This is a genomic window from Flavobacterium odoriferum, assembly GCF_025499515.1.
Taxonomy (GTDB): domain Bacteria; phylum Bacteroidota; class Bacteroidia; order Flavobacteriales; family Flavobacteriaceae; genus Flavobacterium; species Flavobacterium odoriferum.
Map to the genome: position 1 here is coordinate 199,733 of NZ_JAMKFA010000005.1, position 17,046 is coordinate 216,778.

Consider the following 17,046-nt stretch of genomic DNA (forward strand, 5'->3'; position numbering starts at 1 on the left):
CTTTTATTTCAAAAATACATCATATCCAAATCGAAGCAACGCCAATCCTACCACAATTAAAAAGAAAACGCGAATAAATCCGTTGCCTTTTGAAATGGCTAACCTTGCTCCTAACCACGAACCTGTAACGTTGCAAATTGCCATTGGAATAGCAATTGTCCAAATGATTTTTCCTTTTAACACAAATAAAGTTATGGAACCAATGTTGGTAGCCAAATTGACTAATTTCGCATAGATATTCGCCTTTAAAAAATCGAAGCCAAGAATTGCAATAAAAGCCATAATTAGTAAACTTCCAGTTCCTGGACCGATGAATCCATCGTAAAAACCTAAAAAAACACAAATTATACTTCCGTAAATGTACGTTTGATTTTTTGACAATTTATCTACTTGAAATTGTCCGAAATCTTTTTTAAAATAAGTATACAGCAAGAGTAAAATTAAAACCACAAAAAGTAAGGGTTTCATGAAATCGTTTTGCATTACGTTGAGTAAACTCGAACCTAAATAAGCAAATGTGAAAGAAACAATTGCTAATACAAAAAACAACTTCCAATTCACTTTTGCCGATTTCAAATAGTGATAGGTTGCCATACTCGTTCCGCTGAAGCCTGGAATTTTTAATGTCCCAATGATAGAAGCAACAGGCACATTAGGTAATAAAATTAAAGCGGCTGGAGTTTGAATTAATCCACCGCCACCTACAATAGCATCGATAAAACCGGCTACGAAGGAAGCAATGCAGAGAAAAATGATGATGTAGGTTTCCATTTTAAAATATCAAGTTCAAGGGCAAATTCAAATACAAAATCAAGTACAAAATTCAAATTCAAATCTAAACGAAAAAATAGGAACACTGATTTGAGAAATTGGTAAAATCTTAATAATTATTTTTAAATTGATAAATCAATAGCGCAAGAGATTCCTGACGGAATGACAAAGTTTGTGGAATATTTTGCTTTTATGGACTTTTTAAAGTAATTAAAATGAACTTAAAACTTATGTGACTTATATGTTTAAATTTGAAGCTGAAACGAGTTCAGCTTGACAAAGCAGTAGTCATTTGGTTTATAATAAAAAAACCAAACTCCTTTTTACTTGGAATTTGGTTTTTCAGTTTTGAAATTTAAAATTATACTCTTACGATGTTAGCTCCAATTGCGCGAAGTCTTTCGTCGATGCGCTCGTAACCTCTGTCGATTTGTTCGATATTTTGAATAGTTGACGTTCCTTTTGCTGTTAAAGCGGCAATTAATAATGAGATTCCAGCTCTAATATCTGGTGAACTCATCGTAGTTGCTTTTAATTGCGATTGGAAATTATGTCCCATAACCACAGCCCTGTGCGGGTCACATAACATAATTTTTGCTCCCATATCAATTAATTTATCCACGAAGAACAAACGGCTTTCAAACATTTTTTGGTGAATTAAAACATCGCCTTTAGCTTGGGTACAAACTACTAAAACGATACTTAACAAGTCAGGTGTAAATCCTGGCCATGGCGCATCGGAAACCGTTAAGATAGAGCCATCGATATCGGTTTTGATTTCGTATCCATCTTTATGAGCTGGAATGTAAATATCATCCCCTTTTCTTTCTAAAGTAATCCCTAATTTTCTAAACACGTTTGGAATTTGTCCTAAGTTATCCCAACTCACATTTTTAATTGTGATTTCACTTCTTGTCATAGCTGCAAGACCAATCCAAGAACCGATTTCTACCATATCAGGTAAAATTCTGTGTTCGCATCCGCCTAACTTTTCCACTCCTTCAATCGTTAATAAGTTAGATCCTACTCCTGAGATTTTAGCTCCCATTGAGTTTAACATTTTACACAATTGTTGTAAGTATGGCTCACAAGCTGCATTATAAATCGTTGTTGTTCCTTCTGCTAAAACCGCAGCCATTACAATATTAGCAGTTCCGGTTACTGAAGCTTCGTCTAATAACATATAAGAACCTTGTAATCTTCCGTCGATTTCCACTCCGTAGAAATGGTCTTCTCTTTCGTATCTGAATTTAGCTCCTAGGTTAATAAAACCTTCAAAGTGTGTATCTAAACGACGACGTCCAATTTTATCACCTCCTGGTTTTGGAATATAGCCACAACCAAAACGGGCTAATAAAGGGCCAACAATCATAATTGAACCTCTTAAACTTCCACCTTCTTTTTTGAATGCTTCTGTTTTTAAGTAGTTTACATTTACTTCATCGGCTTGAAACGTGTAATCGCCAGGTCCATTTTTTTGAATTTTAACTCCTAAATTACCTAAAAGCGTAATCAATTTGTTAACATCAATAATATCTGGAATATTAGTTACTCTTACCTTTTCAGAAGTTAGCAAAACAGGACATAACACTTGTAACGCTTCATTTTTTGCACCTTGTGGTGTAATATCTCCTTTTAATGCGATTCCTCCTTCGATTTTAAATGTTCCCATGCAACTGCCTATTTTTTAAATGTATTTTTATTGTTCTTGTTCAAATGTCCTTTTGGATTGTTACTTTTCTTAATAATCCCCACTTTACTAGGACCAAATTGTGTTTTATTCGAAACTTTCTTATTCACTTTCATTAAATCGTGTGTATTTGAAAGCTCTTCATTCGATTTAGAAAGATTTAATTTTCCTCCCGAAAGTTCTAATAAATGTTCGAAAATCACCTCATCGGTTACCGTGTCTTTGTTCCAGCTCAAGTAACTTTTTTTCATGTGATTGGCAATCACTAAAACCAAGGCATTTTTTAATTCGCTTTCTTCCCAGCTGTTGGCCACATCAATCATGTATTTGATGTTATTGCCATAAAAACGGTACTTAGGAAAATTTTGTGGGTATTTTAAACGATCTGGTTTTTGCGTTAAAATATCTTTTGAAGGAATAGGATAAGGTGAATCTACATCTAATTTAAAATCAGACATAATGAACAACTGATCCCACAATTTATGCTGAAAATCCAACACATCTCTCAAATGTGGATTCAAAGAACCCATTACCGAAATGATGTATTTTGCGGCTTTGTTTCGTTCCTCTCTATCTTCAATTGCTGTAGCTTGGTCGATTAATTTTTGTAAATGTCTTCCATACTCAGGAATAATTAAATGAGAGCGTTGCGAATTATATTCTAAATAACTTACTTCTTCTTGCATGATTTTTTATAATGAAATGATGCCTTCTATGTCAGAAACGGCAATATATTTATCAATAACACTTTGAGCACTTGGCATAGTTACACTTATCGAAATACTTGTAAATTTTCCTGTTTTAGATTGTTGTGTAGTAATCACAGCACCCATATCGTTAAATGTAGCTTCCACTTTAGCAATTTTATGCACATCTGAAGGAATAATAAATTTATATAAGTATTCTGAAGGCCAAAGGGTTGAATTTGACAATTCTTCTTTTAATCGAATGTAAAAATCTTCGGTTTTCTTATCCATCATCATTTCGTATTTGAAAAGCAAATATACTTTTTTATGTTCAGAAATATATTGTTGCAACTTATAAAATTTTTAAGTTGATTAGATTTTTAAAAAAACTTACTTTTGCGCCTTAGAATTTCAGATATGAACAAAGAAATTGTAGTTTTAATCGGCGGACCAAGTTCGGGAAAAACAACTTTAATTGAAGCGTTAAAAGAAAAAGGACACACTTGTTATCCAGAAGTTTCGCGCGAAGTAATCAAAGAAGCTCAAGAGCAAGGTATTGAACAATTGTTTCTGGAAAAACCTTTGTTATTTAGCGAATTACTTTTAGAAGGAAGAAAAAAACAATTTCGTTCAGCTCAAGAAGAAAAGGCTTCTTTGATTTTTTTAGACCGTGGAATTCCTGATGTTTTAGCCTATATGCATTACATTGGTGATTCATACCCTTCGTTTTTTGATCAAGCTTGTAAAGACCACAAATACTCTTCCATTTTTGTTTTACCGCCTTGGAAAGAAATTTATGTAAGCGATGCCGAACGCTATGAAAACTATGAACAAGCGGTTTTGATTCATGAACACTTGATGGAAACTTATAAAAAATATGGTTATTCAATTACAGAAGTTCCAAAAGATTCGGTAGAAAATCGTATTGATTTCATTATGAAACACCTTGCGAAATAAAACTTTTTGTACATTAGTGTTTCTAAAAGCCATTTAACATGTCTGAAGCCTTATTATTACTTCAAAAATATTGGAAACACGAAACCTTTAGAACACCGCAAGAGGAAATTATTCAGTCGGTTTTAGACGGAAATGATACCTTTGCTTTATTGCCAACCGGTGGCGGAAAATCAGTTTGTTTTCAAATTCCAGCATTACTTTTAAACGGAATTTGCTTAGTGGTTTCGCCTTTGATTGCCTTGATGAAAGACCAAGTTCAAAACTTACAAAGCCGAAACATTAAAGCAATTGCCTTAACGGGTGGCGTTTCGCAAGATGAAGTAATTGATATTTTAGACAATTGCCAATTTGGAAATTACAAATTTTTATACCTTTCTCCCGAACGTTTACAACACGATTGGATTGTAGGACGTTTAAAACAATTGCCTATCAACCTTATCGCTATTGACGAAGCACACTGCGTAAGTCAATGGGGACATGACTTTAGACCGGCTTATTTGAAAATTTCGGAATTAAAAACAGCCTTTCCAAAAACGCCTTTTTTAGCTTTAACAGCCACAGCAACCAAGCGTGTACAAGAAGATATTTGCAAAAATTTAGCCTTAGAAAGTCCGCAATTTTTCACCAAATCATTTACCCGAGAAAATTTAGCCTATCATGTTATTAAAACAGAAGATAAGTTATTTAAAATACAACAAATTCTGACCAAAAACCCACAATCTTCAATTATCTATGTGCGTAATCGCAAATCGTGTATTGAAACTTCGCAACAGTTAAATCAATTGGGATTTTCGTCTACATTTTACCACGGTGGTTTACCTGCAAAAGAGAAAGAAAAAAACATGCAATCGTGGTTAGAGAATAAATCACAAGTCATGGTCGCAACGAATGCTTTTGGAATGGGAATTGACAAACCTGATGTAAAAACGGTTATCCATATTCAACTGCCTGAAAACATTGAAAATTATTACCAAGAAGCTGGAAGAGCTGGAAGAAATGGTGAAAAAGCATTTGGAATTATTTTGACCAATTCTGGCGACATCAACTATACAAAAAGACAATTTCTTGATGTGCTACCCGATAAAAAATTTGTGCGCGATGTGTATGTAAAACTAAATAACTATTTCAGAATTGCCTATGGAGAAGGCTTTAACGAAAGTTTCGCTTTCAATTTAAACCAATTCTGTTCGCACTATAATTTTCCAATTTTAAAGGCATTTAATAGTTTACAATTTTTAGATCGACAAGGCATTTTGACTTTTCAGAGTGAATCTTCAGAAAAAATTAGTTTGCAATTCATCATACCGAGCAAAGAAGTAATTCGTTACATCAGTTTGCATCCGCATGACGAACCCATTATTACCAATATTTTAAGAACTTATTCTGGAATTTTTGATGTAGAAACAACCATAAATCCGCATTTAGTTGCCAAAAAATCAAATACAACCGAAGCAGCGGTTGAAAAAGTGATTGATCAATTAGCCGAAAGTCAATGTATTATTCTTCATGCAAAAAATAATGATAGTTCGATTACCTTTAACGAAGTTCGTGAAGATGATTTAACTATTAATCGTGTGGCTAAATTTTTAGAACATCAAAACCAATTGAAACAAAACCAGTTTCAAAGCGTAATTGATTATATTTCGAATGAAGACTGTTGTAAAAACAAACTGCTTCTCGCCTACTTTGAAGAGATTACCGAAGAAGATTGCGGCATTTGTTCGTATTGTTTTTCCAAAAAAAAGAGCAATCCTAAAGAAAATACCGAATTAATCCTTCAATTGTTACAAAAAGACAACTTATCATCCCGAGAAATTGAAAATTCGTTACAAATTTCTCCCGAAGCCACTATCTTTGCATTGCAGTTGTTGTTAGAACACAATAAAATTGCTATCAATTCATACAATCAATATTACTTATTATAATGGAAAAACTTAGAATTGTATTCATGGGAACACCCGACTTTGCTGTGGGAATTTTGGATACTATTTATCAAAATAATTATGAAATTGTTGGAGTAATTACCGCTCCAGACAAACCTGCGGGTCGTGGTCAAAAAGTGAGCACAAGTGCAGTTAAAGACTATGCCGTATCTAAAAATTTACGTTTATTGCAACCTACCAACTTAAAATCGGAAGATTTTTTAGCCGAATTAAAAAGTTTGAATGCCAATTTACATGTGGTAGTGGCGTTTAGAATGTTGCCCGAAGTAGTGTGGAAAATGCCAAGATTAGGTACATTCAACTTGCACGCTTCTTTGTTACCAGAATATCGTGGTGCTGCACCTATTAATTGGGCAATTATTAATGGAGAAAAGAAAACAGGTGTGACTACTTTTTTTATTGATGATAAAATTGATACCGGTGCAATGATTTTGAGCAAGGAAACTACCATTGGCGCAAATGAATCAGCTGGAGAATTACACGATAGATTAATGCAATTAGGAAGTGAAGCCGTAATTGAAACACTACATTTAATTGAGGAAGGAAAAGCAACCACTACACTTCAAACAGAAAATCCTGAAGTAAAAACAGCTTACAAATTAAATAAGGACAACTGCAAAATAGATTGGTCCCAATCAGGAAAAACGATTTTTAACTTGATTAGAGGTTTATCACCCTATCCAGCGGCTTGGACCTATATAAAAGATGGCGAAAACGAATGGAATGTAAAAATATATGCCGCATCGTTTGAAGAAAAAGAACAAACTAATGCAATTGGAAGCGTTACAACCACCAAAAAAGAGATCTTCATTGCAACAAAAGACGGCGTTTTAAAAATAACCAGTTTACAATTTCCTGGAAAGAAAAGAATGCAAGCCCATGAATTGTTAAACGGAATTTCATTTTCTGAAAACGCGATGGCGCTGTAAGCCCTGAAAATGCTACAAACGAGCCTAAAATTTAAAAAAACAAACAATGTTATTAACATTTGGTCTATTTTATCAACATTTTAGTCGAAAAGTTTGCCAAATGCTTGCACAGCTCAATTATACCGCTAAATTTGCTATAAATAATTAAGTTTAACCAATTATAAATAACTTTAATCATGAACAAATCAGAATTAATCGATGCAATGGCAGCTTCTGCTGGTATTACAAAAGCAGCTGCTAAATTAGCTTTAGAATCATTTTTAAGCAATGTTGAAGGAACTTTAAACAAAGGTGGAAGAGTATCTTTAGTAGGTTTCGGATCTTGGTCAGTATCTAAAAGAGCTGCAAGAGATGGTAGAAATCCACAAACTGGAAAAACTATCAAAATCGCTGCTAAAAATGTAGTAAAATTCAAAGCTGGTGCTGAATTAGAAGGAGCAGTAAACAAAAAATAATTTTTTGATTTATACAGTATAAAAATCCCGAAATAATCGGGATTTTTTTGTTTCTAAACGATTTTATTTGATTTTGTAAACTTTTTTTGATAACTTTAATTAATAAACTTACAGAATATGATATCAACTTTACCAAAAAAAGGACACTTGCTCATAGCGGAACCTTCTACTTTAGGCGATGTTTCATTTAATCGCTCTGTGGTTTTATTGGCAGAACATAATAGCGAAGGTTCAATAGGGTTTATTTTAAACAAACCTTTGAATTACACTATTAATGATTTGCTTCCAGAAATAGAAGCTTCTTTTAAAATCTACAATGGTGGTCCTGTTGAGCAAGATAACTTGTATTTTATTCACAATATTCCTGAAATTATACCAAATAGTATTGAAATTTCGAATGGAATATATTGGGGTGGCGATTTTGAAACCACAAAACACCTAATCAATACGGGAGAAATAAACAAAAACAACATTCGTTTTTTTCTTGGATATAGTGGCTGGAGCGTGAATCAGCTGGAGATGGAAATGCAAGAAAACGCTTGGATTGTTAGTGAAAATTCTTTGAAAAAGAAATTGCTATCAAAATCAAGTAATCAATTTTGGAAAGAAAAAATCATTGAACAAGGTGGTGAATATGTTTTGTTTTCAAATGCGCCCGAAAATCCAATGCTTAACTAAGTCTTATTTTAGCGTTTAGTTTAACCAGTATTTCATTAGAAAAATTTGCATTATATTCTTTTTTTCTATACTTTGTTATGGGCTGAATTCCTGTGATTACATTGGTTAAGAATAGTTCATCCGCTTTTTGCAAATCAAAAGGTGAAATTGACGTTTCTTTCACTTCAATTCCGTCCATTTTATTTAGAATTTCAATTACTTGTTTGCGCATAATTCCGTTTAAACAACCATCAGAAATTGGTGGCGTTACCACTACATTACCTGTTTTCATGAATAAATTACTTTGCAAAGCTTCAACCACATTTTTTTCATCGTTTAAAACCAAGCAATTATCATAACCATTTTCTTTGGCAAAAATACTTCCTGTAATTTGAAGCATTTTATTGTTTGTTTTTAAAGTCGAAAGCAATTGTTTTGGAATAAAGAAATCTTTGTATAATTCAACTTCATAATTGGATTTTTCAATCGTATAAACAGTGTTTTCGGAAGAAACTGCAACTATGATAAATTCAATTTCATTGCTAATTGGCGTGTAAAATCCGTCAGAATTTCTGAAAACAGAAAAACGAACCCTAAACGAATTTGATTTTTCAAGAGAATTTGTCAGTTTTAGAATCTGTTCTTCGAAGAATTCCATGGTGAAATTCATTGGGATTTCCATGCGACAAATACGCATTGAGGCCATCAATCTAAAGTAGTGACCTTCCAAGAACAAAACCTTGTTATCTAACACTTTAATAGTTTCAAAAACGGCATCACCGTACAAAAAACCTCTATTTGATTCTACTGTACAATTGCTATTTTCCTGAATGTTTCCGTTGTAATTTACCATAAAAAATCCCGATTAAAATCGGGACAAATATACTCTTTATAATTTGTTTTTTAAACAGAACCTAAGACATGTTTTAAGTCGGAAATTTGATTTTCCCAAAGTAATTTTGATTCGTCTAATTCGTCTTCGTGAGCAAAATCTGAAATTACAATAGAAACATCTTTTGTGATTTCGTCTTCCATAATTTTTAATTCAAAAAAGTAATCAGTTTCGGTATCATCTTCGTTTAACCATCTGAATTTAATGCGTTCACCCGATTTTTTTGATGCTAATTTTGCTTTTTCTTCGGAATCATCCCAAATGAAAGTAAAAAATTCTCCTCTTGAATTAACATTATCTGCAAACCATTCAGAAAGACCAGATGGTGTTGATATATATTGATATAATAATTGCGGAGAAGACTGAATTGGAAACTCTAATTCGTATTTTACTTTTGTACTCATTTTGTAATTTTTAAGTTTGGAAATATATAGAGAATAAATTGAAAATACAAAAAAAGATTTTATTTATTTTTTAGAAAATAATTGTAAAATAATATTTGCAAACAACAGAATTAGTTTTATATTTGCACCCGCATTCAGTAAGGATGTTAGAGTAATATTTGGCGAGGTAGCTCAGTTGGTTAGAGCGCAGGATTCATAACCCTGAGGTCACGGGTTCAACTCCCGTCTTCGCTACGAAAAGGAAGCTTTTAAAAATCAACGGATTAGTGTTTACTAATCCGTTTTTTTTATGTCTAAATATTTCTTAGTTTTACAAACAGTAAACGAAACAGTAAACGATTTTACCTCTAAATCAACCAATTTACTCACCATGAAAAGAATTTATTCTGAACCAAAAATTTCTACAGGAGGTGTAGATATAACCCAATGGAACAAACTTTCAACTAAACAAAAAAAGGAAGCTTTAGAAAAAGATTGGTTTATCTATTACAGTTTTAGAGATGAAAAAACAGGCAAACTAAAAAGAATGCCTCACGTGAAAGCAGGTGTAAATCGTTACCATACTAAAGAAGAAAGATTTGAATACCTAAAAACAGTAAAAAGTGCATTACTTTTTTTACTAGAAAAAGGATTGAATCCTTACAAGGATAACGACCTTTCAAATCTTGATTTAAAACTTGAAGAAAACCACAGTACTAAATTTGTACAAATTGTTAAAGAAAAAGAAGTTGCAACTGAAAAACCAACCGAACTAACCATTCAGGAAGCTTTAGATTTTGTGTTCAAATTAAAGTATAAGACTTTATCTAGCACTTCTTATAGAAACTTTGAAAACAGAATTAATAAATTCGCAAGTAACTTTGATAAAAGCAATCCTATTTCGTCTATAGATAGAAAGGCTGTTAATGAATACTTGAATGATATTCTAATTAATAACAGCGCACGAACAAGAAACAATCACAGAACCGATTTAAGTAGTTTTTTTCAAACTTTAGAAGATAACGACATTGTTGCTAGCAACTTTGTAAAAAAAATCAAAATACTTAGTTCAAAAGCAGAAAAAAATAAAACATATACAACTGAACAAGAAAAAGAAATTTTTGCCTATTTAGAGCAAAACGATCCTTTACTCCTTTTATATATTAAATTCATTAGTTACAATTTTTTACGCCCAGTAGAGGTAAATCGATTATTAGTAAAAAGTATAAATTTGAAAGAGAAAAAATTATCTATTAAAACCAAAACGAATAAATTAAAAACAAAGATAATTCCTGATATTTTACTTCAGGAACTTCCAGATTTATCGCAACTAAATCAAGACAATTATTTGTTTACTCCTAATGGTTTAGGGTTAGAATGGGTAGTAGAAGAAAATAATAGAAGAGACAGCTTTTCAAAACGTTTTAAAACCGTTATTAAAGACCATTTCAATCTGGGTAGCGAATACGGATTGTATAGCTTTAGACACACCTTCATAACTAAACTTTACCGAAATTTAAGGGAAGACAAATCACCATTTGAAACTAAAAGTATTTTAATGAACATTACAGGACACTCCACTATGGATGCACTTGAAAAATACTTACGTGACATAGATGCTGAACTTCCTGAAGATTATTCTAATTTATTTAGATAGTTACCTTTGTTTCCTAATCAAATAATATAGAAATGGAAACAAAATTAATCCAAATTGAAACTGTAAGTGCTGAGGAATTTAAAACAGAAATCGTAAACGCTATTTTAGAGCAGTTAAAACCTCTACTACAAAAGGAAAAAATTGAAGACAATAAAAAAGAAATGATTACTAGAGCCGAAGCCGCAGACTTATTGAATATTTCTTTGGTTAAACTTTGGGAAATTACTAAGAATAATCTAATTCAAAAATATAAAATCGGAGGCAAGGTTTTATATAAGAAAGCAGACATTCAACTATTTATAAAAGATAGTATTAAATCCTAATTACAATTGGTTGCAACTAGTTGCAACCAAAAATTTTATTTAAAAACAATGGAAGATAAAATAGATTATATAGGAATTTTGAAAGATTTAAAAAACAATCTAAATAAATTGATGGTATATTATTTAAGTGAAATTATGCTTGATTCACCACAATTAAGTGATATAAAAGCAAATTTTGAAGACCCTAGTATATTAAATCAGACCCTCTTGGTAACTAAAAATTTAGACTTTAAAGGTGAAGTTACTCCTGAAGACTTCGTAGAATTGCTTAATAAAAAATCCTTATTAGAATCCAACACCTTTTACTTAATTGAACTTAAAGCATCATTGAATCCAGAATCTTTTGATTTCTTGATTGATAAGTACATGGAAGATTTGAGAATGTTTATAAGAAACTCAGAATTACTTATTCAAAACTACGAGGTAGCTTGCAAAGTAAAATCTAATACTTTAAATAACTATTTACTTTTACAGGACAAATTATTTAAAGAACATCTACAAGAAATCAACAATAAATTTTTTCCGCCAATTTTCAAATGGAAATTACCTAAACCTACAATTCCTATTCAAGAACCTAAACCTAGACTGAAGGATTTAATTATAAAAGGTAATGCAGAAGCAATTGAAAAAGTTTTAATGAATGAATTTAAAAACACTAATAGTGTAACAATTAACAGAATGTTTACAGCTCTTAACAGCCTTGGTTATATTATTGAAGAATATGGCAATAAAAAAAATTTAATTGAATGCCTTAATAATAGTATTGGTTCTGAAAAATACATTTCTAGACTTGTTTTTATTAATAAAATTAACGTCTATAACGACAAAAAATATATTCAATTAAGAACCAAAATTTCCAACCTTCTTGAAAAACTATGATTTGTTTTTCAAGAAGTAATAATTCTTAAAAAGTAATCAAAACATATTTTTAATTTTTGAAAACAATACTGCTGGCTAAGGGAAAAATCCGACATAATCCGACATAATCCTACATAATCCTACATAATCCTACATCCATATTTTAGATTTAACTGAATTTTACCAAAAGAAATTCATTGTTATAAATAATTCAATTTGAAAGTTTCTGGAAAACCAGAAAGTGATTTGAAAGTTTTAATAAAAAACCAGATTTTCCTTGAAACTATCAGAAAGCAATTGAAAACTAATGAATTAACAAAGTATCTAGAGTTTAATATAAAAACTCAAACTATACTTTTGGCCTTGTAAATTCATTGTTATGGAAAATTTGACGGAACTAAAAAACACCCTAATTAAAGAATTAGGCTCTGAAAATAAAAACAATCAATTCATTATCAAAACCGCTAATGAGTGGATTGAAGGCGCAAAAGCCAGACCAAAACCTAAAATGCTATTTGGCGAACTTTGGTTTGAAAATGAAGTAGGTATTCTTTTTTCAGACACAAATTTAGGTAAATCAATAATTACAGTTCAAATTGCCGTAAACATAGCTGCTGGAAGTTCATCTTGTGGCTTACAAAACGAAGTTGAACCCCAAATGGTGATTTATTTCGATTTTGAATTATCTGACAAGCAATTCGAAAATCGTTATTCAAACGATTATGCAGAACATTACCAATTTCCTTCAAACTTTATTCGTGCAGAAATAAACGACGAATACATGTGCAATAATATTGTAGATTTTGAAAAAGAATTTATAAAATCTTTAGAGGCTACAATTATTGAAAACGATGTTAAAGTTATCATCATTGATAATCTTACCTACTTAAAAAACGAGACTGAAAAAGCCAAAGATGCTCTGTCTTTAATGAAAGAATTAAAAGCTTTAAAAAATAAGCATAATCTTTCTATGCTAATTCTCGCACACACCCCAAAAAGAGATTCTTCAAAGCCTTTAACTAAGAACGATTTATCAGGAAGTAAAATGCTAATTAACTTCTGTGATAGTGCCTTTGCCATTGGTGAAAGCTCAAGCGAAAAGGGATTAAAATATATCAAGCAAATCAAGCAACGTAATACCGAACAACGCTATGGTGCTGAGAATGTAATCCTATGTGAAATCGAAAAAACAAACAGCTTTTTACAATTTAGCTTTATGGACTTTGGTAACGAATACGAACACCTTAAAACCGTTGAAATCGCAAATAAAGACGATAGAAACGATTTAGTACTTGAATTACACAATCAAGGAAAAAGCAATGTTGCTATTGCTGATGAATTAAGCCTTTCAGAAGGAACTATTCGATATATTTTAAAAAAATTAAAATCTTAAATAAGCGACTATGAAAGCTAATGTCGCATATGAAGTATTTAAAGCCCTTTCCGATGAGGAAAAAGGGCACTTCATGACATTGGTGCAAGATGACGAATTTAACCTTAGAACAGTCGTTCAAAAAGAAAAAAGGACTAAAAAAGTACTGATTACAAAACAAGAGGCAATCGACTTATTATTAAAAACTGTTTTCTCAAAACCTCAAAAACAAAAATCGTAAAAATCGTAAACATTTTTCTTTACGATTTTTACGAATGTAACGAACAAATACTATGAATTTTAAATTTTCACTTGATATTTCTAGTAAAAAATTCAATTGCCCTTCGTGTGCAAAAAAACGATTTGTGCGATATGTGGATAATGAAACGAAAAACTATCTCTCTGATGAATTTGGCAGATGTGATCGTGAAAGCAGTTGCGGTTATCACTTACCTCCTACTTCAAACCCAACTTTGGTTGACAGTTCTACAATAAAACCATTGCAACCGATTTCTACAATAGATTCAAGATTTGTTTCAGCCTCAGAAACTAAATATGATGAAAACTATTTATTCCAATACTTAACCCAACATTTTAAAAAGGAAGAAATTTTACAATGTTTCAAAAAATACAGAGTAGGAACCTCAAAACATTGGAAAGGTGCTACCGTTTTTTGGCAAATTGACCAAAACAACAAAGTTCGTAGTGGCAAAATAATGCTAATTAACCCGAGTACTGGCAAACGAGTAAAAGAACCTTTTCCGCACATTAATTGGGTGCATAAAGTTTTAGGCTTGCAAGATTACAATTTAAAACAATGTTTATTTGGCGAACATCTAGTTGCGAAACCATTGCAACCGATTGCAACCAAACCAATTATTGCCATTTTAGAATCAGAAAAGACGGCTATTACTATGAGCTTGTTTTTAAAAAACACATTGTGGGTTGCAACTGGCAGCAAGCAAAATCTCAAACATGAATTACTTCAAGGCTTAAAAAATTACAACATCATTTTATTTCCAGACTGTGGCGAATATGAAGACTGGAATAAAAAAGCATTAGAACTAACCAAATTAGGCTACACCATTAAATGCAGTAAATTGTTAGAAAGTTGCAACTACATAACAGGAACAGATTTAGCTGACATCTATTTCAATTTAAACGAAAAAAGCAAAACAAAAATTACCAACGAATTCCAATTATCAGAAACCGAAAAACAGTTGCAACGAATTGCAAAAACAAATCCACTTATCATTGACCTAATCAATATCTTTGATTTAATTGACAAGAAAGGTGGTGGAATAAGGACTGATTTGATAATTTAAAAAACGAAACACCTTTACTTTAATAACTTAATAGAGTTTTATTTTTAAAAAAAGTTGTATATATTTGAAGATAGTTACTAGTTATAGGACATTTTAGGAAACCCGCATGAAAAAGACAATTAACATATTTCTAGTACTTCTTTTTTTTTATATTCACAGCTTGTGGACAAAAACAAATAAAATTACCAACTAACACAATGGAGAAATTCGAAAAGTTTAAAGCTAAAGAAAAGTTTGTAGAAGACTTAAAAATATTATATCCTGGAATTGGAGATGAAAAATCAAAACCAATTTTAACTGAAAAAATTAATTTAGCAGCCGAAGACTTTGAAAAAATTGCGCAAAATGAAAACGCTACTGAAAAAGATTATCAAAATGCAATCGGAAAAGGTTTGGACAGATTTAAAAGTATTTATGTGGAAATTGATACCGAAGACAGAGAAAGAGTTTGCGACTATTTTGAAGAGCTTATGGATATTGTTGGTCTTGAAAGTTCAGACGGACATTTGAATAATTTCCTGTATGGGTTTTAAGCAAACTGAAAATTAAAAACGTCCTATAACATAACAACGGTTTGGCGCAATAGCTAAATTTACAATTAACAACACGTTCGATTTTCCGCTGGAAAATCTAACTTAACAAGAAAATAATCGTTCACGGAGTCGCTACTGCGCCAAGCCGCGGAACATTATAGGTAAGTGCATATCATCAGATTGAATATCACCGTTAACAATAACATATATTCACATAAATTAGCGAATCATTTTTTATGTCCGAGTGTTAATTTTGTAATTATTTCAAAATAATGCAAAGCATTTCGAAATAACTTCAATATCCGAGTGAATGCGGATATTCAACCAAATTATTGCAGGATACAATGCTAAAAAAGCCAAAGGAAAGTTATTGAGTCCCATAACCACAGCATTAATAATATGAAACAGAAGAGCACAACACAGCCAAACGATTAACCACGGTAATGGAACAAATATGATAATAATTACTGAACACTCAAATAAAATTAATAGCCAAGAAATTATTTTATAAGTTACAGTGTATCTATCACAGAATTCCCAAAGTCGTTTATTTCCAAATGTTTCGAGTCGTAATATATTTCTAAGGTACCTGCCATTCCACCAATTTTTTTTCACCAATCTCAAAAAGCCTGGAGTGAAATAAGCTAAAATAAGTTGGAATGTAATAAAGAACAATCCTACTTGAAATACCCAAGTTGATGAAACTGCAAAACATAAGGTAAGAATTGTGAAAACAATCTTTGAGGTAGAATCGGCACCATTGAATCCATTGACACCGCGATATGTAATTAAGAAATAAGTAAATGCTAAATACCCCATTGAGATAGCTATTGATAAGTCGCTTTGTTGCTTAAATAAAATTATGAGTGCTACAATTAATTGGGTAAATATGACAAATAAAATATTTGGATACTTGAAAATAAAATTAAAACTTAATGCAAGTCTGTCTCTGTTTTTTTTTGCCCAAATCTTATGAATTTCCCATGAGAAAATTCCATTAGGTCTGAAATGTTTATAAAGTGAAAGCCATTCTAAAGAAGCAAGAATAGAACTTAAAGCGGCTATCCTCGAAATAACTACGAATGTTTCTTTTGGATCAGAGAAAGTATTAAAGAAAATCATTTTAGCTTATGAATTGACGACATAAATAAACACTCACGAGTAGTATTCTCAAAACCTGTGTGTTTGGTTATCATAAACTGCACATGAGTTGAACTACCATCCTCCTTAATACATCCTGCAGCAACGTTTAATAATTTGATATAAGGAAATGACAAGTGAATAATTTCTCTATTATCAAGATAAGTCTTTAATTCCTTAACATTTGTTAGCAGGGCCTTTTCAAGACGAGAGGTTGGATTCCAAAGATAATACATAGCCAATCTCTTTTCTGCAACTGGTTCTTTCCATGAGGAACTTTGTCCATCAACATCAAATCCCCTAATATAAAATCTTGTATCATGAGAAACTGGATCAGGAGCAAAAAATCTACAATATGGCAAGTAGCCATAAAAATTGTACTTCAATATTTTTGAAGTAGATAATTGCATTTTGATAGAAGCAACTCCCCATATAAAGAATATTGCTGTAATAAAAATATTGACTAACAATTATT

The 17,046-nt window shown here is 31.6% G+C and carries 20 protein-coding genes and 1 tRNA gene; 13 read left to right on the forward strand and 8 right to left on the reverse strand.

The features are described 5' to 3' along the window. Positions 1 to 3: 3 nt before the first annotated feature. The 4 genes from M9Q43_RS05470 to M9Q43_RS05485 all read right to left on the reverse strand — a co-directional run bounded on the left by M9Q43_RS05470 (position 4) and on the right by M9Q43_RS05485 (position 3,438). The gene (locus M9Q43_RS05470; RefSeq protein ID WP_262317949.1) at positions 4 to 771 is read right to left on the reverse strand and encodes a sulfite exporter TauE/SafE family protein; all 768 of its coding nucleotides are present in this window, start codon (positions 769 to 771) and stop codon (positions 4 to 6) included. 361 nt (positions 772 to 1,132) lie between these two features. Then, positions 1,133 to 2,443 carry a UDP-N-acetylglucosamine 1-carboxyvinyltransferase gene (gene murA / locus M9Q43_RS05475; protein ID WP_262317950.1) on the reverse strand — a complete coding sequence of 437 codons (1,311 nt, stop codon included), beginning with the start codon at positions 2,441 to 2,443 and terminating at the stop codon, positions 1,133 to 1,135. 8 nt (positions 2,444 to 2,451) lie between these two features. After that, positions 2,452 to 3,147, reverse strand: coding sequence for a DUF4290 domain-containing protein (locus M9Q43_RS05480; protein WP_262317951.1), 696 nt, complete (start codon positions 3,145 to 3,147; stop codon positions 2,452 to 2,454). Between the two features lie 6 nt (positions 3,148 to 3,153). Beyond that, positions 3,154 to 3,438 (reverse strand): DUF493 family protein, encoded by a 285-nt coding sequence (locus tag M9Q43_RS05485; RefSeq protein ID WP_262318015.1) that lies wholly within the window; start codon positions 3,436 to 3,438, stop codon positions 3,154 to 3,156. Between the two features lie 126 nt (positions 3,439 to 3,564). On the opposite strand from M9Q43_RS05485, the gene M9Q43_RS05490 reads away from it, so the two are divergent. From M9Q43_RS05490 to M9Q43_RS05510, 5 genes are all read left to right on the forward strand, one after another. Further along, positions 3,565 to 4,104, forward strand: a complete 540-nt coding sequence (locus tag M9Q43_RS05490) for an ATP-binding protein (RefSeq protein WP_262317952.1) — start codon at positions 3,565 to 3,567, stop codon at positions 4,102 to 4,104. 38 nt (positions 4,105 to 4,142) lie between these two features. Continuing rightward, on the forward strand, positions 4,143 to 6,029 hold the full coding sequence (locus M9Q43_RS05495; protein WP_262317953.1) for a RecQ family ATP-dependent DNA helicase: 1,887 nt from the start codon (positions 4,143 to 4,145) through the stop codon (positions 6,027 to 6,029). Beyond that, positions 6,029 to 6,976: a methionyl-tRNA formyltransferase gene (fmt, locus tag M9Q43_RS05500; protein WP_262317954.1), complete on the forward strand. Its 948-nt coding sequence runs from the start codon at positions 6,029 to 6,031 to the stop codon at positions 6,974 to 6,976. Before M9Q43_RS05495 ends, fmt begins: the two co-directional genes overlap by 1 nt. Positions 6,977 to 7,152: 176 nt before the next feature. After that, entirely contained in the window at positions 7,153 to 7,431 is a 279-nt protein-coding gene (locus tag M9Q43_RS05505) for an HU family DNA-binding protein (RefSeq protein WP_111567791.1), read from the forward strand. A 117-nt stretch (positions 7,432 to 7,548) separates the two neighbouring features. Continuing rightward, a complete protein-coding gene (locus tag M9Q43_RS05510) occupies positions 7,549 to 8,109 on the forward strand; it encodes a YqgE/AlgH family protein (RefSeq protein WP_262317955.1) in 561 nt (186 codons plus the stop codon). Here M9Q43_RS05510 and M9Q43_RS05515 read toward each other — a convergent pair. Then, positions 8,102 to 8,941 carry an aminotransferase class IV gene (locus tag M9Q43_RS05515; protein WP_262317956.1) on the reverse strand — a complete coding sequence of 280 codons (840 nt, stop codon included), beginning with the start codon at positions 8,939 to 8,941 and terminating at the stop codon, positions 8,102 to 8,104. The two genes, M9Q43_RS05510 and M9Q43_RS05515, sit on opposite strands and share 8 nt — an antisense overlap. A 50-nt stretch (positions 8,942 to 8,991) precedes the next feature. Then, entirely contained in the window at positions 8,992 to 9,384 is a 393-nt protein-coding gene (locus tag M9Q43_RS05520) for an START-like domain-containing protein (RefSeq protein ID WP_262317957.1), read from the reverse strand. A 160-nt stretch (positions 9,385 to 9,544) separates the two neighbouring features. Between M9Q43_RS05520 and M9Q43_RS05525 the strand changes: the two genes are divergently transcribed. From M9Q43_RS05525 to M9Q43_RS05560, 8 genes are all read left to right on the forward strand, one after another. After that, positions 9,545 to 9,618, forward strand: a tRNA-Met gene (locus M9Q43_RS05525). A gap of 55 nt (positions 9,619 to 9,673) precedes the next feature. Beyond that, on the forward strand, positions 9,674 to 11,020 hold the full coding sequence (locus M9Q43_RS05530) for a tyrosine-type recombinase/integrase (RefSeq protein WP_262317958.1): 1,347 nt from the start codon (positions 9,674 to 9,676) through the stop codon (positions 11,018 to 11,020). 32 nt (positions 11,021 to 11,052) lie between these two features. Next, positions 11,053 to 11,343: a helix-turn-helix domain-containing protein gene (locus M9Q43_RS05535; RefSeq protein WP_262317959.1), complete on the forward strand. Its 291-nt coding sequence runs from the start codon at positions 11,053 to 11,055 to the stop codon at positions 11,341 to 11,343. A gap of 48 nt (positions 11,344 to 11,391) precedes the next feature. After that, complete coding sequence (locus tag M9Q43_RS05540; protein ID WP_262317960.1) at positions 11,392 to 12,222, forward strand: hypothetical protein; 831 nt, start codon at positions 11,392 to 11,394, stop codon at positions 12,220 to 12,222. 358 nt (positions 12,223 to 12,580) lie between these two features. Next, entirely contained in the window at positions 12,581 to 13,594 is a 1,014-nt protein-coding gene (locus tag M9Q43_RS05545) for an AAA family ATPase (protein ID WP_262317961.1), read from the forward strand. A 10-nt stretch (positions 13,595 to 13,604) separates the two neighbouring features. After that, positions 13,605 to 13,814, forward strand: coding sequence for a hypothetical protein (locus M9Q43_RS05550; RefSeq protein ID WP_262317962.1), 210 nt, complete (start codon positions 13,605 to 13,607; stop codon positions 13,812 to 13,814). Positions 13,815 to 13,866: 52 nt separating this feature from the next. Continuing rightward, on the forward strand, positions 13,867 to 14,898 hold the full coding sequence (locus tag M9Q43_RS05555) for a DUF6371 domain-containing protein (protein ID WP_262317963.1): 1,032 nt from the start codon (positions 13,867 to 13,869) through the stop codon (positions 14,896 to 14,898). Between the two features lie 197 nt (positions 14,899 to 15,095). Continuing rightward, positions 15,096 to 15,431, forward strand: coding sequence for a DUF4844 domain-containing protein (locus M9Q43_RS05560; RefSeq protein WP_262317964.1), 336 nt, complete (start codon positions 15,096 to 15,098; stop codon positions 15,429 to 15,431). 264 nt (positions 15,432 to 15,695) lie between these two features. On the opposite strand, the gene M9Q43_RS05565 is transcribed toward M9Q43_RS05560, so the two are convergent. Together M9Q43_RS05565 and M9Q43_RS05570 are read right to left on the reverse strand one after the other, a co-directional pair. Beyond that, on the reverse strand, positions 15,696 to 16,553 hold the full coding sequence (locus tag M9Q43_RS05565) for a hypothetical protein (protein ID WP_262317965.1): 858 nt from the start codon (positions 16,551 to 16,553) through the stop codon (positions 15,696 to 15,698). Beyond that, positions 16,550 to 17,041 (reverse strand): hypothetical protein, encoded by a 492-nt coding sequence (locus tag M9Q43_RS05570; RefSeq protein WP_262317966.1) that lies wholly within the window; start codon positions 17,039 to 17,041, stop codon positions 16,550 to 16,552. Before M9Q43_RS05570 ends, M9Q43_RS05565 begins: the two co-directional genes overlap by 4 nt. Between the last annotated feature and the right edge of the window lie 5 nt (positions 17,042 to 17,046).